Origin of the sequence: Olleya marilimosa CAM030, from assembly GCF_000518485.1 — a bacterium.
Classification (GTDB): Bacteria; Bacteroidota; Bacteroidia; order Flavobacteriales; family Flavobacteriaceae; genus Olleya; species Olleya marilimosa.
Genome location: NZ_JADR01000001.1, coordinates 797,603 through 819,212, shown reverse-complemented (window position 1 = coordinate 819,212; position 21,610 = coordinate 797,603). Strand labels below are relative to the sequence as shown.

23 protein-coding genes are annotated in these 21,610 nt (G+C 30.4%); 12 read left to right on the top strand and 11 right to left on the bottom strand.

Going from position 1 to position 21,610, the window contains the following annotated elements; translation table 11 throughout:
- The first annotated feature begins 22 nt into the window (after positions 1 to 22).
- The 5 genes from kdsB to M890_RS0103950 are packed head-to-tail and all read left to right on the top strand — an operon-like array spanning position 23 to position 3,728.
- Positions 23 to 751, top strand: a complete 729-nt coding sequence (gene kdsB, locus M890_RS0103970) for a 3-deoxy-manno-octulosonate cytidylyltransferase (protein WP_036597076.1) — start codon at positions 23 to 25, stop codon at positions 749 to 751.
- Positions 742 to 1,446, top strand: a complete 705-nt coding sequence (locus M890_RS0103965; protein WP_028282284.1) for an HAD family hydrolase — start codon at positions 742 to 744, stop codon at positions 1,444 to 1,446. The genes kdsB and M890_RS0103965 overlap by 10 nt, the downstream gene beginning before the upstream one ends.
- 3 nt (positions 1,447 to 1,449) lie before the next feature.
- Positions 1,450 to 2,067 carry a CatA-like O-acetyltransferase gene (locus M890_RS0103960; RefSeq protein ID WP_028282283.1) on the top strand — a complete coding sequence of 206 codons (618 nt, stop codon included), beginning with the start codon at positions 1,450 to 1,452 and terminating at the stop codon, positions 2,065 to 2,067.
- A gap of 28 nt (positions 2,068 to 2,095) precedes the next feature.
- Complete coding sequence (locus tag M890_RS0103955; protein WP_036597074.1) at positions 2,096 to 3,178, top strand: iron-containing alcohol dehydrogenase family protein; 1,083 nt, start codon at positions 2,096 to 2,098, stop codon at positions 3,176 to 3,178.
- A 1-nt stretch (position 3,179) separates the two neighbouring features.
- A complete protein-coding gene (locus tag M890_RS0103950) occupies positions 3,180 to 3,728 on the top strand; it encodes a 1-acyl-sn-glycerol-3-phosphate acyltransferase (RefSeq protein ID WP_028282281.1) in 549 nt (182 codons plus the stop codon).
- 183 nt (positions 3,729 to 3,911) lie between these two features.
- Here the strand turns inward: M890_RS0103950 and M890_RS0103945 are convergent, their stop codons facing one another.
- Entirely contained in the window at positions 3,912 to 5,366 is a 1,455-nt protein-coding gene (locus M890_RS0103945; RefSeq protein ID WP_028282280.1) for a hypothetical protein, read from the bottom strand.
- A gap of 93 nt (positions 5,367 to 5,459) precedes the next feature.
- On the opposite strand from M890_RS0103945, the gene M890_RS0103940 reads away from it, so the two are divergent.
- Together M890_RS0103940 and M890_RS0103935 are read left to right on the top strand one after the other, a co-directional pair.
- A complete protein-coding gene (locus M890_RS0103940) occupies positions 5,460 to 6,221 on the top strand; it encodes an MBL fold metallo-hydrolase (protein WP_028282279.1) in 762 nt (253 codons plus the stop codon).
- A 13-nt stretch (positions 6,222 to 6,234) separates the two neighbouring features.
- On the top strand, positions 6,235 to 6,732 hold the full coding sequence (locus M890_RS0103935) for a hypothetical protein (RefSeq protein ID WP_028282278.1): 498 nt from the start codon (positions 6,235 to 6,237) through the stop codon (positions 6,730 to 6,732).
- Positions 6,733 to 6,815: 83 nt separating this feature from the next.
- Here M890_RS0103935 and M890_RS0103930 read toward each other — a convergent pair whose 3' ends face one another.
- The 4 genes from M890_RS0103930 to M890_RS0103915 are packed head-to-tail and all read right to left on the bottom strand — an operon-like array spanning position 6,816 to position 10,975.
- A complete protein-coding gene (locus tag M890_RS0103930; protein ID WP_028282277.1) occupies positions 6,816 to 7,463 on the bottom strand; it encodes an alpha/beta hydrolase in 648 nt (215 codons plus the stop codon).
- The gene (locus M890_RS0103925) at positions 7,463 to 7,795 is read right to left on the bottom strand and encodes a hypothetical protein (RefSeq protein WP_028282276.1); all 333 of its coding nucleotides are present in this window, start codon (positions 7,793 to 7,795) and stop codon (positions 7,463 to 7,465) included. Before M890_RS0103925 ends, M890_RS0103930 begins: the two co-directional genes overlap by 1 nt.
- Before the next feature lie 4 nt (positions 7,796 to 7,799).
- Positions 7,800 to 9,050 (bottom strand): dihydroorotase, encoded by a 1,251-nt coding sequence (locus M890_RS0103920; RefSeq protein ID WP_028282275.1) that lies wholly within the window; start codon positions 9,048 to 9,050, stop codon positions 7,800 to 7,802.
- Positions 9,047 to 10,975 carry a vWA domain-containing protein gene (locus M890_RS0103915; protein WP_028282274.1) on the bottom strand — a complete coding sequence of 643 codons (1,929 nt, stop codon included), beginning with the start codon at positions 10,973 to 10,975 and terminating at the stop codon, positions 9,047 to 9,049. The genes M890_RS0103920 and M890_RS0103915 overlap by 4 nt, the downstream gene beginning before the upstream one ends.
- Before the next feature lie 151 nt (positions 10,976 to 11,126).
- Between M890_RS0103915 and M890_RS0103910 the strand changes: the two genes are divergently transcribed.
- Complete coding sequence (locus M890_RS0103910) at positions 11,127 to 13,016, top strand: M61 family metallopeptidase (RefSeq protein ID WP_028282273.1); 1,890 nt, start codon at positions 11,127 to 11,129, stop codon at positions 13,014 to 13,016.
- 101 nt (positions 13,017 to 13,117) lie between these two features.
- The gene (locus tag M890_RS0103905; protein ID WP_028282272.1) at positions 13,118 to 13,441 is read left to right on the top strand and encodes a DUF6799 domain-containing protein; all 324 of its coding nucleotides are present in this window, start codon (positions 13,118 to 13,120) and stop codon (positions 13,439 to 13,441) included.
- Between the two features lie 49 nt (positions 13,442 to 13,490).
- Here M890_RS0103905 and M890_RS0103900 read toward each other — a convergent pair whose 3' ends face one another.
- From M890_RS0103900 to M890_RS0103875, 6 genes are all read right to left on the bottom strand, one after another.
- Positions 13,491 to 14,687 (bottom strand): sensor histidine kinase, encoded by a 1,197-nt coding sequence (locus tag M890_RS0103900; RefSeq protein ID WP_028282271.1) that lies wholly within the window; start codon positions 14,685 to 14,687, stop codon positions 13,491 to 13,493.
- Between the two features lie 67 nt (positions 14,688 to 14,754).
- Positions 14,755 to 15,519 carry a TIGR02757 family protein gene (locus M890_RS0103895; RefSeq protein WP_028282270.1) on the bottom strand — a complete coding sequence of 255 codons (765 nt, stop codon included), beginning with the start codon at positions 15,517 to 15,519 and terminating at the stop codon, positions 14,755 to 14,757.
- A gap of 3 nt (positions 15,520 to 15,522) precedes the next feature.
- Positions 15,523 to 16,002 (bottom strand): hypothetical protein, encoded by a 480-nt coding sequence (locus M890_RS0103890; RefSeq protein WP_157243252.1) that lies wholly within the window; start codon positions 16,000 to 16,002, stop codon positions 15,523 to 15,525.
- Positions 16,003 to 16,194: 192 nt separating this feature from the next.
- A complete protein-coding gene (locus M890_RS0103885; RefSeq protein ID WP_028282268.1) occupies positions 16,195 to 16,740 on the bottom strand; it encodes a CPBP family intramembrane glutamic endopeptidase in 546 nt (181 codons plus the stop codon).
- A gap of 3 nt (positions 16,741 to 16,743) precedes the next feature.
- Positions 16,744 to 17,403 (bottom strand): ABC transporter ATP-binding protein, encoded by a 660-nt coding sequence (locus M890_RS0103880; protein ID WP_028282267.1) that lies wholly within the window; start codon positions 17,401 to 17,403, stop codon positions 16,744 to 16,746.
- A 60-nt stretch (positions 17,404 to 17,463) separates the two neighbouring features.
- Positions 17,464 to 19,917, bottom strand: coding sequence for a DUF5916 domain-containing protein (locus M890_RS0103875; protein ID WP_028282266.1), 2,454 nt, complete (start codon positions 19,915 to 19,917; stop codon positions 17,464 to 17,466).
- 175 nt (positions 19,918 to 20,092) lie between these two features.
- On the opposite strand from M890_RS0103875, the gene msrA reads away from it, so the two are divergent.
- From msrA to M890_RS0103860, 3 genes are read left to right on the top strand one after another with little or no spacing between them, the layout of a single operon-like run.
- Positions 20,093 to 20,659 carry a peptide-methionine (S)-S-oxide reductase MsrA gene (gene msrA / locus M890_RS0103870; RefSeq protein ID WP_028282265.1) on the top strand — a complete coding sequence of 189 codons (567 nt, stop codon included), beginning with the start codon at positions 20,093 to 20,095 and terminating at the stop codon, positions 20,657 to 20,659.
- Positions 20,649 to 21,245: a GTP cyclohydrolase I FolE gene (gene folE / locus M890_RS0103865; RefSeq protein WP_028282264.1), complete on the top strand. Its 597-nt coding sequence runs from the start codon at positions 20,649 to 20,651 to the stop codon at positions 21,243 to 21,245. Before msrA ends, folE begins: the two co-directional genes overlap by 11 nt.
- A gap of 53 nt (positions 21,246 to 21,298) precedes the next feature.
- A complete protein-coding gene (locus tag M890_RS0103860) occupies positions 21,299 to 21,601 on the top strand; it encodes a hypothetical protein (RefSeq protein WP_028282263.1) in 303 nt (100 codons plus the stop codon).
- Positions 21,602 to 21,610 lie beyond the last annotated feature (9 nt).

The following is a 21,610-nucleotide window of genomic DNA, read 5'->3' as shown; positions in this document are numbered from 1 at the left end:
TATACTCCAATTTGATTCTTAGATGAAAATAATAGCAATGATTCCTGCACGATACAGTGCGACGCGATTTCCTGGTAAATTAATGAAAGATTTAAACGGAAAACCTGTAATTACGCGTACCTATGAAGCTACAGTAAACACAAATTTGTTTGATGACGTTATCGTAGTGACTGATAGTGATATCATTTATGACGAAATTTCTAAAATTGGAGGACATGTCATGATGAGCCAAAAAGAGCATGAGTGTGGTAGTGACCGCATTGCAGAAGCTGTTGAAGATTTAGATATTGATATAGTTATTAACGTGCAAGGCGACGAGCCTTTTACAGAAGTGGAATCGCTTAAAAAATTAATTCAAGTTTTTAAAGAAGATAAAGAACAACACGTTGATTTAGCATCATTAATGGTGCATATTACAGATTGGGATGAAATTAAAAACCCAAATACCGTTAAAGTAATTGTTGACCAAAATAATTTTGCACTATACTTTTCAAGAAGTCCTATACCTTATCCAAGGGACGAAACAATATCTGTTAATTATTACAAACATAAAGGCGTATATGCTTTTAGAAAACAAGCCATTTTAGATTTTTATAAGCTACCAATGCTTAGCCTTGAAGCTTCAGAGAAAATAGAATGTATAAGATATTTAGAATACGGTAAACGTATTAAAATGGTTGAAACCAATGTACAAGGTGTAGAGATTGATACACCAGAAGACCTAGAAAGAGCAAAAAAATTATGGAAATAGATTACAGTCAAATAAAGGTTATTGGTTTTGATGCTGATGATACTTTATGGATTAACGAAACCTATTTTAGAGACGCAGAGTTAGAGTTTGCAAAATTACTAAGTCCATTTGAAACTGCTAACAAAATAGACCAAGAACTATTTAAAATGGAGATGAAAAATCTTCCAGTGTATGGCTATGGTGTTAAAGGCTTTGTTTTGTCAATGGTTGAAATGGCTTTAGAATTATCCAATAATACAGTATCAAATCAAACAATAGCTAGTATTTTAGATATTGGTAAAACAATGATTAATAAAGAGGTCGAGCTTCTGGAAGGCGTTGAGCAAGTACTACAACAATTATCTAAAAAATATAAATTGATAGTCGCTACAAAAGGCGATTTACTGGATCAAGAACGTAAACTTGAAAAATCAGGATTATTAGATTATTTTCATCACATTGAAGTATTAAGCGATAAAAAAGAAGCAAATTATTCAAAATTATTAAACCATTTAGATATTAAACCATCTGAGTTTTTAATGATAGGTAATTCTTTAAAATCAGACATATTACCATTAATTAATATAAAAGCAAGTGCAATTCATGTACCATTTCATACCACATGGTTGCATGAGCAGGTGGATGTAAATAACAACCAATCAAAACAATATAAGACAATTAAAAGTCTGTTAGACTTACCAAAACTATTACAATAATTAGTGAAGACTTTAGATATAAATACTTGGAACAGAAAAGAACATTTTCAACACTTTTCAAAGCTAAAAGATCCCTATTTTGGAGTGACTATACCTTTTCAAGTAGATAACGCTTACCAGTATGCAAAAGATAATAAGGTCAGTTTTTTTGGCGTATATCTTCATGCGTGTATGCAAGCAATTAATGCTGTAGATAATTTAAAATATAGAGTAGTAGAAGATACCATTCAAATACATGATATTATACATGCGTCTGCTACCATTATGAGAAGCGATAAGACATTTGGATTTTCATTTATAAATTACACTGAAAATTTAGAAGGATTTTTAAACAACTTATCTAACGAAGTATATAGAATAGAAAATAGTGCTTCACTTTTTCCTCCTGTTAACGGTTTAAACTGTGTACACTGTTCTGCTATACCTTGGCTTAATTTTTCTGGTCATAAAGAACCCGTTTCTGGAGACATGGAATCTGTACCTAAATTAGCATTTAGTAAAGCTGTTAGACAGGATAATAAGTTAATCATGAATGTTGCTATTAATGTAAATCATGCCTTAGTTGATGGATATCACCTAGCATTATTTTCAGAAATGTTTCAAAAAAACTTAAATAAGTAATAAATTTACAAATTAAGACGAAAAGTCAATGAGTTATAAAAATTTTCCAATGGTGTCCAAAGTAATTTTTGGACGAGGTAGTTTTAATCAATTAAGCGATATTATAGAGCCTAAGCGGTTAAATACTAGTGCGCCATTTATCTTTTTTGTAGATGATATTTTTAAAGGAGATGCCTGGTTAACTTCCAGAATACCATTATCCTATCAGGACAAGGTTGTTTATGTATCTACAATAGAAGAGCCCAAAACAGAACAGATTGACCAATACGTTGAGGATATTATTTTAAATTTTAAAGAGCGACCATCTGGTATTATTGGTATTGGAGGTGGATCTTTATTAGATATCGCTAAAGCAGTAGCTATTATGTTAAATAATGATGGCGAAAGTAAAGATTATCAAGGTTGGGATTTAGTTAAAAATCCAGCGGTTTATCATGTTGGGATTCCAACAATATCAGGTACAGGAGCAGAAGTTTCAAGAACAACTATATTAACAGGACCAGAACGAAAATTAGGAATCAATAGTGATTATACACCATTTGATCAAGTTTTATTAGATCCAGAATTAACTAAGGATGTACCTAAAGACCAATGGTTTTACACAGGAATGGACTGTTATGTGCATTGTATTGAGTCTCTAAGCGGAACGTACCTTAATGCATTTAGTCAGACTTATGGCGAGAAAGCTTTAGAGTTATGTCAAGAGATATTTTTAAGTGATGATTTATCAGAACAAGAATCTCAGGATAAATTAATGATGGCTAGTTGGCATGGTGGTATGAGTATTGCTTACTCTCAAGTTGGTGTTGCACATGCTATGAGTTATGGTTTAGGATATCTTTTAGGAGTTAAACATGGTATTGGTAATTGTATTGTTTTTGACCATCTTGAAGCGTATTATCCAGAAGGTGTAGCTGAATTTAAAAAAATGAAAGCCAAACATAATATAACTTTACCTCAAGGGATTTGTGCAGATTTATCTGACAAGGATTTTGATACAATGATTAAAGTTGCTTTAAGTTTAGAACCACTTTGGGAAAATGCAATTGGTAAAAACTGGAAAAAAACAATTACACACGACACGCTAAAAGCGTTATACCAAAAAATGTAATATGTACTGGTTAGCTAAACTTATATATTTTAAAATATTAGGATGGAAAGTTGTTGGTAACACCAACTTCTCCAAGGATACTATAAAAAAAGCAGTAATTATCTCTGCACCTCATACTAGTAACATAGATTTTATAATTGGTATTTTATTAAGAAAGGTTACACAAGTAAAAACTAACTTTATTGGTAAACAAGAATTATTTACATGGCCATTTGGGTATTACTTTAGAGCAGTAGGAGGTGTACCTGTAGATAGAAAAAATAAAGAAAACAAAGTACAGACAATTGCTAAATTATTTGAAAACAAAGACGAGTTTAGATTAACATTGGCACCTGAAGGAACAAGAAGTAAGGTTGACGAATGGCGAACAGGATTCTACTATATAGCTAAGCAAGCAAACGTACCAATTATAATGTTTACTTTAGATTTTGGAAATAAACAAAATACTGTGTCAGAACCTTTTTATCCAACAGACAACATAGAAGAAGACTTTAAGTATATGAAAGCTTTTTTTAAAGATGTAAAAGGTAAAATTGAAAAAAACATATAGTTTTTATAAAAAAAACAATCAATTTTTAATTTTTGGTATAACATTTGAATTGTATTACAATGTAGTACATAATGAAACATAAAGTAAACTGTAAGTCCCTAAAAAGAAACATTTACGACTACAAAGCAAAAGCGACTTTAATAAATAATTAAAGTCGCTTTTTTTTATGTAAAATTATAGTAATTAATTTTTCTGATGTATTTCTTCAGTTTCGCAACCAAATAGACTTTGTTGCATAATTAATTTAGAAACGCCTTCTGGTAACATGCTTTGCCAACCTTCTTCACCATCACAAATCATACGTAAAACAGTTCTAGAAAATACATTTAATGTGTTTGGGTCGTAATCTGTAATATCTACAACTTTTCCATTGTATTTAAAGAATTTATACAATTCTTTCATTCTTGGATGTACTTTTAAGTTGTCGCTTGTAGTTAATGATCCATCTTCATCACGCATTGGATATAGATATACACGTAAGTCTTTGAAAAATAATTTTCCAAACGCTTCTAATATACCACCACTTAAGTGTCTATAATATTTTTCGTCAAATATGTCTACTAAGTTGTTAACTCCCATTGCTAATCCCATTCTGCTCTTAGAGTATTGAGAGAAGTACTCGACTAATTTATAATATTCCTGGAAGTTAGATATTAAAACCGTATGACCTAAGGAGCAAAGTAGTCTTGCACGATCCATAAAATCCTGCTCATCAATTTCACCTTCAGCTCTTAAATTAGATAAGGTAATTTCAAAAATAACTTGCGTGTTGTCCTCATCAACTTTGTTTTCTTTAATAAACATCTCCAATGACTTTTCGTACATGTCAATGTTTACTTTAGTTACAGGTCTAAAACTACCACGTAAGGCTAATATATTTTTTTTGTAAAGGACTCTAGCAGGTAAAACGTTATTTCCGTCAGGAGCAAACATGACAGCATCTGTCATTCCATTTTTAACAAGTTGTAAACTCATTAATCTGTTATCTACATCTTTAAATACTGGACCAGAAAAATTAATAGTATCAATTTCTATTTGGTCTTTATCTAAATGGTCATATAAATAACGTAATAATTTTCTTGGTTCATTATACTTGTAAAATGCACCATATATAAGGTTAGTCCCTAAAATCCCTAGGGTTTCTTGCTGTAATCTAGCATCGTTTTCTTTAAATCGAAGGTGTAATACAATCTCATTATATTCTTCTTCTGAAGGATCTATTTGGTATTTAATTCCTACCCATCCATGTCCTTTATATTTTTTTGCAAAATCTATTGTAGCAACAGTATTTGCAAAACTAAAAAACATTTTGTTTGGATTTTTTTTACGGTCAATTCGCTCTTCAATAAGTTTTATTTCATGAGAAACCATTTTACGTAAACGCGCTTCCGTGACGTAGCGTCTATCATTTTCAATACCATAAATAGCATCACTAAAATCTTTGTCATAAGCAGACATTGCTTTTGCAATAGTCCCAGACGCACCTCCAGCTCTAAAAAAGTGTCGTACAGTTTCTTGTCCTGCACCTATCTCGGCAAACGTACCGTAAATATTTTCGTTTAAGTTAATACGAAGTGCTTTGTCTTTTAAAGAGGGAATATTTTCAAATTCTTTATCTCCTTTTAGCGTAATTTCCATATAAAAATCCCTATGATGTTAAGTTTTACAAAGGTACCAAATAACTATATCAAACAAAAAAAATAACTTATTTTTGTGAGAAATCGTCAGCAATTGAAAGTAACATTTTTAGGCACAGGAACATCACAAGGCATTCCAGTAATTGGAAGCACACATCCAGTATGTTTAAGCAACAATCCTAAAGACAAACGTTTACGAGTTTCGGTAATGGTAGAATGGGAGGATAGTACGTTTGTAATAGACTGTGGGCCAGATTTTAGACAACAAATGTTACGTGCTAATCCCGAAAAAATTGATGCGCTTTTATTTACGCATGAACATGCAGATCATACAGCTGGTTTGGATGACATAAGACCGTTTTGCTTTAAACAAGGCGAATTACCAATATATGCACATCAACGTGTAATTGAGCAACTTAAAATAAGATTTGAATATGTTTTTGCTACAGAAAACAGATATCCTGGCGCACCAACTGTTGCCATTAATATAATTGAAAATAAGCCATTTACCATTAATAATCTTCCTATTATACCTATTGATAGTTTACATTATAAACTACAGGTTTTTGGTTTTAGGTTTGACAAATTTGCTTATTTAACAGATATTAAAACCATTACTAAAACTGAATTAGATAAACTTAAAAATTTAGAGGTGTTGGTAATTAATGCTTTAAGAGAAAAGGAACATATTTCGCATTTAAATTTAGAACAAGCCTTAGAGATTATTAATATTATAAAACCTAAAAAGGCCTATTTAACTCATATTAGTCACCTATTAGGATTTCATGACGAAGTACAACAAAAGCTACCAAAAAATGTATTTTTGGCTTACGATCAATTAGAAATTACTATTTAAAATATTTATTAAAATGAAGAACAAAATCTTTATGTACCTGTTTATTTTTACATCACTAATTGTGGTGTTTCAATATGTAAATTCAAAAAAAATATTGGATGACAGTGCAAAACGAATGGAAATGCTAAAGGAAAAAACAGTTGTTTTACAAGATTCCTTAAATCTTCAAAACGAAGAATTATCAGATTTAACTTTATTTGATTTAAGATACAGTCAAGAAGCTCAGGATTACTTTTACAATAAAAAATTGGATACTGATGCTATGATTCCGTTTATCAAAAACGAATTATATAAATTAAATGAAGCAGATGGTGACCATCCGTTAATCCCATTTGCTGCTTCTGAAGGTAAAAAAATGCAGTTCAATACTATTAAGATGTTAAATCATAGATGGATTATTGCAGATTTTTCTGATGGTAGTTATTGGGGAGAATTACTTATAAAATACTTTGTTACTGCAGATCAAAAAGTTGACTTTGAAGTCTTAGATTATCTACTTTATACTAGATAAAATTATTTTGATTACTAAAAAAAAGCCCAAATTAAATACTAATTTAATTTGGGCTTTTTAAGTTTAAGATAAATATCTTGATGTTATATTAATTGTTGTAACCAGTCTTTAAATTCGTAAAAATTTTGAGGTGCCACACCATGTCCAACAGGAAACTCGCTAAATTGGTGCTTAATATTTAAAGTAGCTAAAAATTTAGGCGCTTGTCTTGCCCAATCTACAGGTATCACTTGGTCCACAGTACCATGTGAACAATAAAAGTTTAAATGTTTGTAGTTAGAAGCATCTTTAACTGTAAATAAATCTTGATTAACATAACCACTTAAAGCTATAATGTTATTTACTTTTTCAGGATAAGTTAATGCAACAGCATAACTTAAAATACAACCTTGACTAAATCCTAGTAATGATACATTGTTTTTATCTACTGGATAATTAGCTATAGCTTGATCTATAAAAGTTGCTATTAGGTCTCTAGACTGTTTTGCTTGCTCATTATCACTCCATTTACCTTGGTCTGCGTCAAAGTTAATAGCATACCATGCATTACCATAGGGTTGCATAGGATAAGGCGCTCTAACAGATATTATAAAAAGCTCTTCTGGTAATTCTGCTGCAAAGCTAAACAAGTCATTCTCGTCACTTCCATAACCATGAAACAAGATAAGTAATGGCGCATTATCCTTTAAAGTTGATGGTCTAGTTATATGATGTAAGTTAAATTTTTCCATTAGTTGCCAAGTCCTTTAAATAGTTTTTGAAAAATTGGTCCAACAAAAGGTATAGGTTTCATTGTTCCGTTTATGGCAGTTATAACACCTAAAAATAAAAGTGCTCCCATACTTACCCAAAAAGCAATTGAGATTTGCATATTATCAAATTGACTAACAAAGTAGCCAATAATCATCCATAGTAGACATAAGCCTAAACCTTGTCGGTTATGAAAGCTTGTAAAGTCGTTTTTCTTTTCGCCATTCATTATTATTGCTATGACACTACCAATTATGGTTAGGTAGCTTAAAACAGCTAATGATTTGCCTTCTTCAATTGTTTGTTGATTCATTGTATTATAATACTATTTTGTTATTTGCAATTATTCCGTAGGCTTTACCTTTTAATTCTAGTCCTAAAAAAGCACTATTTTTAGATTTTGAAACAATATCTGTTTCCGCGAAAGCGTATTTTATATCTGGATTAAAAAGGGTTAAATTAGCCATTTGTCCTTCTTCAATACTAGTGTTACTTTGTCCAAATCTACTTTTGCCTTTTGTTAGTAATTGAATGGTTTTTTTTGTAGTAAATAAGGTGTTTAAAGCACCAAAAGCACTTTCTAATCCTATGGTACCAAATGATGCATGATCAAATTCTACTTTTTTATCTTCAATGGTCATTGGATTATGATCGCTTGTAACCATATCTATCGTACCATCTTTTAAACCTTCAATTAAAGCCTCTATATCTTTTTGTATCCTTAGTGGAGGATTTACTTTATAGTTAGTGTCAAACTCTTCCAAAACAGCATCTGTTAAACATAAATTGTGGATGGCTACACTGCAGGTCACGTCTAGCTTTTTTTGTTTAGCTTCTCTGATTAATGCTACACTTTCTGCTGTTGAAATTGTGGGTATATGTAATTTTCCACCAGCATATTCTAACAAAAATAAGTCTCTAGCAACTTGCATAGCTTCGGCTAGATTTGGACTACCTTTTAAGCCTAGTGATGTACTGGTTAGTTCCTCGTTTACAATTCCTTTTCCAGAAATTCTTGTTTCTAAAGGGAAAGAACATACTAATCCATCAAAATTACTTGCATATTGTAGGGCTATTTTTAAAAGATTAGGATTAGTTATTGGCTTTTTATAATCCGAAAAGGCAACAGCTCCTGCGTTTTTCATATCAAAAAGCTCAGCTAAGTCTACACTGTCACTGTTTTTAGTTAAAGCGCCAATAGGTAATAGTTTAACAGCATGGTTTTGAGCTTTAGACAGTACAAATGCAATATTAGCATTAGTATCAATTATTGGATTAGTGTTTGCTTGTAATGCAATACTTGTAAATCCTGATTTAGCTGCTGTTTTTAGTCCATTTTCAATAGTTTCGCGATCTTCAAATCCTGGTTCTCCAAAACAAATACTACTATCAAACCAACCTTGAGATAGGTGTAAGTTATCTAAATTAATGGTTTTATAATTGTTAGTATTATCAATGCTTGAAGCAATTTTACTAATCTTACCTTTTTCGATTAATACGTCACAAACCTTATTATGAAAAGGGCTTGCGGAATCAATTATTGTTGCTGTTTTTATTAAGACGTTCATTTAAAATATTTTAAGATGAGCATTTCTAAAATTAATAGACCTAATGCCAAAATTACAAACCATTTCCATAGTTCGTTAAATTTAGTGTCGTTATTTATTGTATCAAAAATACTAGCTATTGAGTCGCTAATGGTTATGTGTTTGTAATTATCTAGGTTTATATATGTTAAATCACTTTCTGACCTGTCGTAATTATAACTTATGTTTTGAATGATTTCGGTTTTGTTTTTTAAATCGTAGATGCCTGCTTGTTCTGGTAAATCACTAGTTTTAATAACTACTTTGTTATTAAAATAGTTTTGTTCTGGTATGATTTTGTTGTCGCCTTTAACCAAAGTTAATACAGCGTCTTGTTGTAAATTGATTGCGACATCGTAATTATTATTTTGTCCAATGGTAAAATATAAGGTTGCAGTATTTAAACTTTGTTTAGCAATGTTGTAAAACGTTGGTACAATTAAATTGATATTTTTAAAATTAGAATTAGTGTCGTTTATTGGAGCAGAGAACACAAATAAATTGCCTTTTTGAGATAAAAATGATTTGTTATCTTCAAATTGTAAAATACTTGAAGCTTGTAAATTATTTTGAGGAAAGTAACGCTCTACTTTTGGATATTGAAAATTATCTACACGCTTTTCAAAGACACCATTAGCATATAAAGGATGACTATAATTTATGGTTGTAATACGCTTTTGTGAAGTCAGTATTGGATTAAAAGGTGTCGTATTAAAACGCTGTAAAAAAGTATTATAATCTTTAAGGTTACCTTGGTCTGATGGGATAAAAACTACTGCACCACCTTTATCCGAAAAAGCTTTTAAGGCTGTTGTTAGACTTATGGGTAACGCTTCAATTTCATTAATAATTACTAGTTTTTGTGCATCAAAAAGACTGTAATCTAATGCGTTGGATTTTGTATAAGTATAGTTAAATTCGTCTTCAGTAAAAATTCTATTTAAATAATCAGCATTACTATCACTGATTGCTAAAACATTAATTTTTGAGGGTGTATTTATATTAAAATACAAGGTATTATCAAATTGTAATTGCGTATCGTCAATACTAATTTTTCCTTTTATAATTTGATTATTTGGTAACGAAAACACAGTAGTACCTTGACCATTGACGTCCACTGAGGCTTTAGAAAGTAAATTATCGTTATTATACAACGACACTGGAATATTACTAACTGCTGAATCATTGTTTTTTAAGACTACAGTAAGCTCTAAATTATTTGCATCTTGTTTTGATACATATACACTATCAACGGTTATATTAGTGTTGTTTACAGGTTTTAAATTAACTAAATTTAGAGTAGAAGTTGAGTCTGGTGTAATATTAAAATCTGTGTTTTTTTGTTGAAAATCAGATATAAATATTATGTTTTTAAGTGTGTTTGTTTGATTAGATAAAGACTGTTTTGCTTTTAATAAAGCAGCATTATAGGTTAATTGGTTAGAAGAATATTCTAATTGTAACAGCTCGTTTTTTATAGCTTTTATGCTTGTGTTTTTATAGCTCTGTGTATTGGTTATTAGCGAGAATGTTTCGGTTTCAGGAATGGTTTCAATTAAATCTTGAATAGCACGCTTAAGTAATTCGCCTTTATCTCCTTTAGCTTGCATACTAAACGAGTTATCTAGATAAATAACGGTTTCCTTTTTTGCATTAAACGTGTCTGTTTTAGAGGTAAAAGGTTGCGCAAATGCAATTATTATAGCAGCTAAAAGTAACAGTCTAGTTAGTAGTGTTAGCCATTTTTTTATGGTTGCACTTTTTCGGGTTTGTAATTGGATTTTCTTTAAGACAGCAACATTAGTAAAATATTCTTTTTGAAATTTTCTAAGCTGAAATAAATGAACAATAATAGGAATAAGCAGTAAGAAAAGCGCGTATAAAAGTTCGGGATATTTAAACTGCATTAAATTTAAAGTTTGTCAAAGATAATAATTGCATTTATATAAAGCCTATTTCAAAATTAACAATTTAACAAAAACTTAGTGACAAGATTATGTAACAAATTATATTTTTGAGCGTCTTCTAAGCAGGACCATTAACAAATAAACTTAAAAAATGAAAAAACTTTTAGTAACAACTATTGCAACAGGGCTAATATTGGTTGGATGTAATAGTACAAAAACATCTGATAAATTAGCGTCGCAGTCGCCAATAGTAACTTCTATTGATTTGTCTAAAGTAATTAATGACAAAGCACCTGTAACAATTAATCCAGGTCGTTTTACGCAAGAAACAGTAACGTATAGATTGCCAAGAGTAGTACAAGGAACTTACTCTGTAAGTGATTTTGGAAAATATGTAGACGATTTTAAAGCGTTTGATTATAAAGGAAAAGAATTACCAACCGTTAAAGTTGACACTAATACTTGGACTATTGCTAATGCAACACAATTAGATTACATTACTTATAATACTAATGATACTTTTGATCAAGAAGTAACAGGTGGAATAGGTGGTGAAGCACCTTTTTCTCCAGCAGGAACAAATATAGAGCCTACTAATTATGTATTAAATTTACATGGTTTTATTGGTTATTTTGATAGCTTAAAAGATAGCCAATACAGTTTAGATGTTACTGCACCTGTAGATTTTAAACGTACCTCTGCTTTACAAGAAACAGGTAAAACAGTAAGTAAAGATGGTAAATTAGCAACTTCAAGTTATTTTGCACCACGTTATTTTGACATTACAGATAATCCAATGTTTTACGGAGATTTAGATGTAGAAGAATTTCAGGTTGGAGATATCAAAATTGTATTAAGTGTTTATTCACCAAATAAAGTACATAGCGCAGAAAGCATTAAAGCTGTAATGCAAAAAATGATGCAAGCTCAAAAAACGTATTTAGGTGATATTAACAGTACACCACGTTATGATATTTATTTATACTTATCAGAGGGTAAACCAGAATCTCCTAAAGGTTTTGGGGCTTTAGAACACCATACGTCTACTGTTGTGGTTTTAGGAGAAGATATGCCTTTTGAAGCTTTAGCTGAAAGTATGATTGATGTAGTATCGCACGAGTTTTTTCATATTGTAACACCATTAAGTGTGCACTCTGAAGATGTACACTACTTTGATTACAATCAACCTACATTTTCTAAGCATTTATGGATGTATGAAGGTGTAACAGAATATTTTGCAACGTTATTTCAAGTTGATCAAGATTTAGTAGACTCAGAAGAGTTTTATGGAGATATCTTAGGTAAAATCCAAACTGCAGCTAACCTAAATGATAGCATGAGTTTTACTGAAATGAGTGAAAACGTTTTAGACGAGCCATACGCACCGCAATATTATAACGTATACATGAAAGGTGCCTTAATAGGTATGTGTATTGATATTATTTTACGTGAAGAGAGCAATGGTAATAGAGGTATTTTATCTTTAATGAAAGAATTATCTAACAAGTACGGAAAAAACAAACCGTTTGAAGATGATAAGTTAATAGAAGAAATTACTGCAATGACTTACCCTAGTGTTGGCGAATTTTTAAACACGCATGTTGTTGGTGGTACACCAATTGATTATTCGGTTTACTTTAAAAAAGTAGGATTAAGTTTAGATACTGGAAAAGTTAAAACTAACTACATCCAAAATGATGGTACTTTAATTTTTGCTCCAGATAGAGCTACAATGACTATTCCTTTTAGTGAAGCTGTTAAGGATAATAGTTTTTGGAATGACAATGGTGTTTTACCAGGCGATGTTTTAAAATCAGTAGATGGTAAAGAGTTAACTTTAGCTACAGCACAACAAATCTTAACTGCTATGTACATGTGGCAACCAGGTACAGATATTAATGTTGTTTTAGATAGAAAAGGTGAAGAGATTGTTATTAAAACCAAATTAACACAATCTTACACTACGGGAACCAAATTAGTTGAAGATGTTAATGCTACAGAGGCACAAAAAGCAATAAGACAAGCTTGGTTAAAAGGCTAAATATTTAATAAAAAGTTTGGCATAAAAGTTGAAATGTTTAACTTAGAGAATGATTTACAACTAATTATAAAATCATTTGGCTAAACTTAAAAATATATAAAATGAAAAAATTAATTCTTATTGCCTTTACCGTTTTTCTTGGAATCAATACTATGATGGCTCAAGATGCTAAACAAATTGAAGATTCTAATTACGTTATACTTTTAGACAGTAAAGTGTTTCATTATACAACAGATGGTGTTGTACAATTAAAAGGAGATTTAAAACTTAATGACGGAACCGTTGTTAAAAGTGATGGTACATACATTGTGGATCAAAAATCTTTACAATTAAAGGATGGTCAATGCTTAGGAATGAGCGGGACGCTTTATAAAGATCAAGAAACTTTGACTAAAAAGCTTATAAAGCAGATGAAAAAATCTTAGTTAATCAATTAAGACTATTAAAAAGCCTAATCTTTCGATTAGGCTTTTTTTATTTAGAGATGGTAAAAGTAAAGGTGCTGCCTTTACCAATTTCAGATTTTAAAACAATATCTCCATTAAGCTTTTTGACTAAGTTTTTTACAGTAAATAACCCAATTCCAGTGCCTTTATTTCCTTTTACATCTGTTTGATTGTTGTTATTAAACAGTTTAAACACTTCGTTTTGTTGCTCTTGTGCTATTCCAATACCATTATCTGTTACAGAAAAAATATGAAAGTTTTTATTTTCAGAATAGTTTAGTGTAATTTCAGGATGCTTACTGCTATTATACTTTAAAGCATTGTCTACTAAATTTATTAAAATTTGAGTTACAGCTGCTTTATTAATAAACACATTTTTATCCCTTGTATTACTTTTAAAATGTGCATCATCTAATAGATGTATTCGTTTTACTTCTTCAAATAAATCATTTAAAGCAATGGTTTGTTTGTCTTCATTTAATAGCTCGTTAGATTTATAATGAATTAGTATACCGTCAATATAATTTTTTAGAGAGTCCGCAGATTCTTCTATAAAATTAATGTATTCAACAGATTCTTCTGTAAACACATTTCCTTCTTCTTCTTTTAAAAAAGTAGTTAAAGAGATAATATTTGCTAGTGGTGATTTTAAATCATGAGACACGTGACTAGCAAATTTACTAAGCTCTGCATTTCTTTCAAGTAGTTCTTTTTTAGACTCGTCTAAAAGTCTATTGTTTAATCTTAAATCAAACAAGTTCATGACTTGTTTTCCTAAAATTATAAGTGCTTTTTTCTGTACTTCTGTTAGTTGTTTAGGTTTGTGATCATATACACATAAAGTCCCTAAAGCTAAACCATCATTATTACGTAGTGGTACACCAGCATAAAAAATTGCTTTAAATTGATCTATTAATGGGTTGCCTATAAATCTACTGTCTTTTCTAGAATCTTCAATTACAAAAATATCTTCGTTTTGTAAAATAGCGTGACCACAAAACGAGATGTCTCTAGGTGATTCTTGAATGTCTAAACCATGATGAGACTTTAAAAAATTACGGTCTGTATCAAGCAGTGTTATTAACGAAATTGGCACATCACATATAGTGGCTACCAAACTGGTTATATTGTCAAAATCACTTTCTGGTAAGGTGTCTAATAATTTGTATTTATTTACAACAGATAGTCGTTCAATTTCGTTTTGGGGAAAATCGGGTTTAATCATAAAGGGCTAATTCTTCATACATTTAAAAAATTATTTACGAAAATAACTATATTATAGTTTTAAAAGATTAAAATTTTTCAAAAACTCCTAAACCAAACAAAGCAAAATCATATTTTACCGGATCGTTAGGGTCTAATAATCTTAAACTTGCATCTAATTCGGCTAAAGCTTTACCATCATTTTGTTTTCTATGTAACAATCCTAATTTTCTAGCAACATTCCCAGAGTGTACATCTAAAGGACATGATAATTGAGCAGGAGAGAGGCTTGTCCAAATCCCTAAATCTACATTAGTATTATTGGGTCTAACCATCCATCTTAAAAACATATTGATGCGTTTTGCAGCACTGTTTTTTAAAGGATCACTAATATGTTTTTGTGTACGTGGTAAATGTTGGATTTCAAAAAAAGTATGTTTAAAATTATGAATTGCTTTTTGTAAACTTGCCTTTTCTGCATGTTTTTTAAACACGGACTCTAAACCATCATGATTTAAGTAAATATGCTGTAACCCTTTAATAAAGGTCATAAAATCTGTACCATTAAACGTTCGATGTACAAAAGATTCTAATTTTTCTAAATCTGAATCTTTATGATTTACAACAAAATCATAAGGTTCTTGATCTAAAAGTTGCATCATTTTATGAGCATTGTTGTTGATACTTTTTCTGTTTCCCCAAGCAATTGTAGCACTTAAAAACCCAGCAATTTCTATGTCTTCTTTTTTACTAAATAAATGCGGAATTTGTATTGGGTCACTATCAATAAAATCCGGTTTGTTATATAAATAGACTTTGGCATCTAGAAAATCTTTTAGGTCTTTTTTATTCATTAATTATTCAATTATATAGGTATTGGATGTAAAAGTATAAGTTATTTCATTAGAGGTTTGAACTGTAAATGTTAATTTAAATTGGGTATTGGCAGGAATGTCTTGATCAAATACAAATAATAATGTCTCAGGTGCTTCTGGTGTATAAAAATCCTCATTATTTGTAGGATTATAAAATTGACTAATGTCTAATAAATCATCAATATTATTATAAGAAAACTTCATAATACTATTTAAACTAAGACCAGCTTCAATACCATTAATATCTGCATCAGCTGTAATATTTAAGTCTGTAAAACTAAAATTATAATTATAGATATCGTTGGGACAAGTTGTTGCTAAAGCAGTATTAAAGTTAAAATTAGAATTTAAGATAGATGCCACTTCATCATAATTATAAACAAAATCTAGATAAACAATTAAATCTTCTGATGTAACGGTTTGTGCTTCATTGTTGTCGTAAATAATCTTTATGTGTTGCAAATCAACATTATAAGTTTTTTCTTTACAGCAAGAATATAACACAACCTGTATAACAAGAAAAAATACAATAGACCACCCAATTTTTTTAAACATCTTTTTTATTTATAGATACAAATTTAGTCTATTGGTTGCGTAAGATTAAGCGTTTATTTTTAGCTTTAATAATCTGTAACAGTATTATATTATTTACGTTTAGTTTATAAATAAAATAGCAGGAATCACTAAAATACCATTATAGCAAGCATGTAATAACATAGAGTAAACTAATCCTAAACGCACACGTACATAACCAAAAACAGATCCTACTGCTAATTGTGGTGCAATTAATAATGGAGATAATAATATTATTTCTGGCGTAATTTCAAAATTAAAAATATGTACATAACCAAAAATGATAGTTAGTGCGTAAAACCCTATTTTAAAATATTTTTTATTAAATAAGGTCATTGGTCCTCTAAAGATTAATTCTTCAATAACAGGAGCTAATATAACAGCACTAAATATAATACTTATTTTAGATTGCTCTTCTAATAATTTATTAAAGGCATGAGAGTCAGAACTGTATAGACCTAATGCTTCTAATATAATAGTTAGTAGTCCAAATCCCAGACCAAGCATAATGCAAAGTGGCAGACATTGTAAAACTAGCTCCAGTTTTTGCTTAATAGTAATATGCTTTAAAGGTTTTAATCGTGGATTTTTAATATAATTAAAAACAGAGTTAAAAAGTATAATCATATTTTAAACGATTTTACCATCAACCATGGTTAATTTACGATCTGCTAGGTTAGCTAAGTCTGCGTTGTGAGTAACAATTACAAAGGTTTGTCCAAATTGATCACGTAATTTAAAAAATAGATTGTGTAAATTTTCTGCACTTTCGCTATCTAAGTTACCTGAAGGTTCGTCTGCAAAGATTAACTCTGGGTTATTTATTAATGCTCTTGCTACAGCGACACGTTGTTGCTCTCCACCTGATAATTCACTAGGTTTATGGTTATAGCGATGTGATAATCCTAAAAAATCAAGTAGTTCCTTAGCACGTTTTTCGGCATCAGATGTATTAGTGCCTTTAATAAATGCAGGTATGCATACATTTTCAATAGCAGTAAACTCAGGTAATAGCTGATGAAATTGAAAAATAAAACCAATATTTTGATTTCTAAATTGTGCCAATTGTTTTTCGGTCAATCCTGTAATCTCTTTTCCGTTTATTATTAATTGACTTTCGGTTTTATTTTCAATAAAATCTAAGGTTCCTAAAATTTGTAACAATGTTGTTTTTCCTGCACCAGAAGCACCAACTATGGATACAATTTCACCTTTTTTAATATGTACATCTACACCTTTTAGTACATGTAAGTCATCGTAATATTTGTGTATATTTTTTGCTTTAATCATAGTCTTTTATAAAGTTTGGAAATTACCACTTTATAACGTATTAGACAACTTTAAGTTGTTTTAGCTTTTTCTTTGAAACACCTTTTTTAAGTCGTTGTAATCTATAAAATAAACCATTCTTAAAGAAAATGTATTACGTTGTTCTTGTTTGAATAAATCAGAGGTACTATCAAAAAAACCAGCTTCAGAGTCGTTTGAAAAATTAAAAATCTGATTTCGGTATAAGGCTGTTAATTGACTACCAGGAGCAAATTGCCACGTGTAGCTTAAATCTAAATTCCAAGTATTAAAATTTATGTCTGGATCAAAATCTAGATCGCTACTTATATTGTTTTTTGTGTATATGTCAGATCTGTTTAAAGATCCATCACCTTGTAAGGTATACATGCTGTCATCATAGGTAACAGTACTTAAATAATTTCTAAAACTTAATGTTAAAGCATTAAACGAATTAAAGTTATAACTACCAGATATGCTGGCAGTCATATCAATTCTGTCACGTTGACCAAAAATAATTTCGTCATTCACTTCTTGACCATTAACATAACCTCTGTCGGCAGTATAATTGTCATAATCAAACCCTAAAACCATTAAAAATTTGTCATTAAATTTAAAACGTGGATTTAGTCCAAACCAAATGTTGTTAAAGTTTTTACGATCATCGTTAAAAAAGCGACCATAACCTAGATTTGCATCTAATGCAAAAAATAAATTGTAGTTACTAGAAATCCACATATTAGATTGTGCATAATTTTCTGTTACAAAATAGCTATCAAAACCGTTTCGTGGTTCAAAATAGTCATATTGTTTTCCAAAATTCCAATTTCCATTAATACCAAGGTTATGTAATGTTTTGGTCTGACCATTAAAATTAAAACCAGTATTTGCACCTGTAAATGTATTTGGATTAGATAATTGGTTATAATTTAACCAAGTTCCAAAATAGGTGTTATTAAAGTTTTTAGTAGGCTCAAACGTACGGTAGCTAACTTCTGCATTATAGTTGCTGTAGTTGTTTCTAAATAAAATACCTAAATCATTAATGTCATAGTTTTCATCTGCATAATCATAGGTTAAACTATATCTTATTTTTCCACTATTTTTACCAACACCAACTCTTGCAGTATATCCATTTTCTGTATTAGGAACATCATTAAATGTACTCATTTTAACTTCGGCTATTGCGCCATAAGTGTTTTTCTTATTTACTAAATCTAATAGTAAACCTGTAACATTAGCATCTCTAAATTCTCCATCTCTAGTAACATTAGTGTTAATTAAGGTTACTGAAGAGTTTTTATTAAACTGCTGGTCCAATACCATGATATTGTAATTAGCAAGTGGTTCTACAATTTGGCTACGTTTTTGACCAGTTAAGGTATTGGTAATATCAACTTCTGTTTTTTTAGTTATTGCATTAAAAAAACCAATACCTAATCCATTTTTAGTACGTCCTGAGACTTTAACTGCATTTAGTAATTGGACTTTTTCTGGATATTCCTCTATTGATTCGTCATTATTTAGGTTTAATCTTCCAGAAGGACGATCTCCAATACGTCTAGAATAAAATAAATTACCTTTACTAAACAAGTCTACACCTTCAGTAAAAAACTGACGTTGTTCTGCAAATTGTTGTTCAAAAGGCCCTAAATTTAATTGGACATCATCAAAACCTGCTTGACTAAAATCAGGTATTAAAGTGGCATCTAAAGTTATATTTTCTGTAATTCCGTATTTAATATCTAAACCAGCAGCAAAATCACTTTCAGTTTCGCCATCAAATGTACTTACTAATCCAGAAGCGTAAGGAAAAAAGCTTAATCTAGTTGGAGGTGTAATATTTTTAATTCCTTTTAATTCGGCATTATATAACCCAATGTTTCCTTTGGTAACATCAATAGCGTTCCACGTCATTTGTTCGCGTGTTTTTCTGTAATGCCTATGAAACTGAATGCCCCAAGTAGGGTCTTCTTGTTGTGTAAAACGTAAAGCTCTATAAGGTATTTTAATTTCAACAATCCAACCGTCATCTACTATTTGGACACTGCTTTCCCAAACCGCATTCCAACCAAAATCTTCTCCATAATTTGGGCTTTCAACAGCATCAGCTTGCGTACCTGAACTAAACACAAAAAACTCGGTATTGTTTTGTGCGTCGTTATTTGGATTAAATATTAAACCAAAAAAATCAGATTGTCCAAAATTATCACGTTGCGTAAATTGACGCATAATATCCTCTGGATTGTCATAGCAGTAAGCTGACACGTAAATACCAGAATCGTCATAAGTCATTCTGACTTTGGTTGTTTTATTTGCAGCAGCAGTATCTCCAACATCAGGTCTAAACTCTGTAAAGTTAGTAGCAACTTGTGCATCTTTCCATGCAGTATCGTCTAAAACACCATCAATTTTTGGAGGTGTTTCCGTACGTTTTATCTGATATGATTTTTTGTCTTGGGCTAGTGATTGATTAGATACTAGTAATGCGAAAATTAAAATAAAAAAAGGTTTCATTTGGCTTTTTGATTGATTGTTACTGTGTTAAAGACAGCTATTTTTTTGCTTTGTTACAGTTTACAAATGCAAATCTAATTTTGAAGTTAAAATAAAGTCATAATTAAACGTTAAAACTCGCTTCTGTTATAGTTTTGAAAAAGAATAGTTAAACAGAATTAGTTATTTTTATAAGATGAAAAAAGAAAATTTAAAAGTAGCCACTTTTGCTGGAGGTTGTTTTTGGTGTACCGAAGCAGTTTTTTTAAGGTTAAAAGGGGTAGAAAAGGTTGTTTCTGGATTTACAGGAGGCGCAATTAAAAACCCTGCATACCGAGAAATTACTACAGGTAGAACAGGACATGCAGAAGGTATTCAGATATTTTTTGATGATACTGTGATTAGTTATGTAGAATTGTTAGAAGTCTTTTTTGCAACTCATGATCCAACGACATTAAATAGGCAAGGACATGATATTGGGACACAATATAGATCTGCAATTTTTTATAATTCCGAACAACAAAAAGAAGAAGCTTTAGGTTTTATTCAGTTTTTAGAAAACGAAAAAGTATTTGAAAACAAGGTGGTTACAGAGGTGACTGAGTTAGGTCCTTTTTATATAGCTGAAGCTGAACATCAAACATTTTATGATCGGAACAGAGAAGCATCTTATTGTCAGTTTGTAATCGACCCAAAAATCACTAAATTGAAAACCTATTACAGTAATAAATTAAAAGAAAACACCTCAAAAAATGCCCTATAAAAAATTTGAAGAGTACAATATCAAAGTGACAGATGATGTCAAAAATAGATATAAAAATATTATTGAAGATTTAGGTGAAGATACGTCTCGTGAAGGCTTAATAAAAACTCCAGAACGTGCAGCAAAAGCCATGCAGTTTTTAACGCAAGGCTATAACCAAGATGCAGCAAACATCTTAAAAGGTGCCATGTTTAAAGAGGAATATAATGATATGGTAATTGTTAAGGATATCGAGTTTTATTCGCTTTGCGAACACCATATTTTGCCATTTTTTGGTAAAGCTCACATTGCATACATACCTAATGGACATATTGTAGGTTTAAGTAAATTACCACGCATTGTAGATGTTTTTTCTAGGCGATTACAAGTACAAGAGCGTTTGACACATCAAATTTTAGATTGTATAAACGACACGTTAAAGCCAGAAGGTGTTGCTGTTGTTATTGAAGCTAGTCATATGTGCATGCAAATGCGAGGTGTACAAAAACAAAATAGTGTAACGACAACCTCTGGTTTTAGAGGTGCTTTTGAAAACATTGAAACACGAACTGAGTTTTTAAACCTAATTAGTTCTAAATTAAGTTAGATTTTTTGGAATACTATTTGCTTTATCTAAAATAGAATTACAAAATAACATCAATGAATTTTAACAACACAAACAAATACACTAAACTATTTTTAGGATTAATCTTTGACGCTTTAGGTTATGTTTCTTTTATTATTCCAGGAATAGGTGAGTTTGCAGATATCGTTTGGGCTCCAGCATCTGCTTGGTTAATGACTAAACTATATAAAGGAAGAACAGGTAGGATCGCAGCAGTCTTTTCTTTTATAGAAGAAGCATTGCCAGGTTTTGATATCATTCCATCTTTTACATTAATGTGGATATATACCTATGTATATAGTAACAAATCGGATAAAAATACTGTAACCACAAGATAATTTATAACA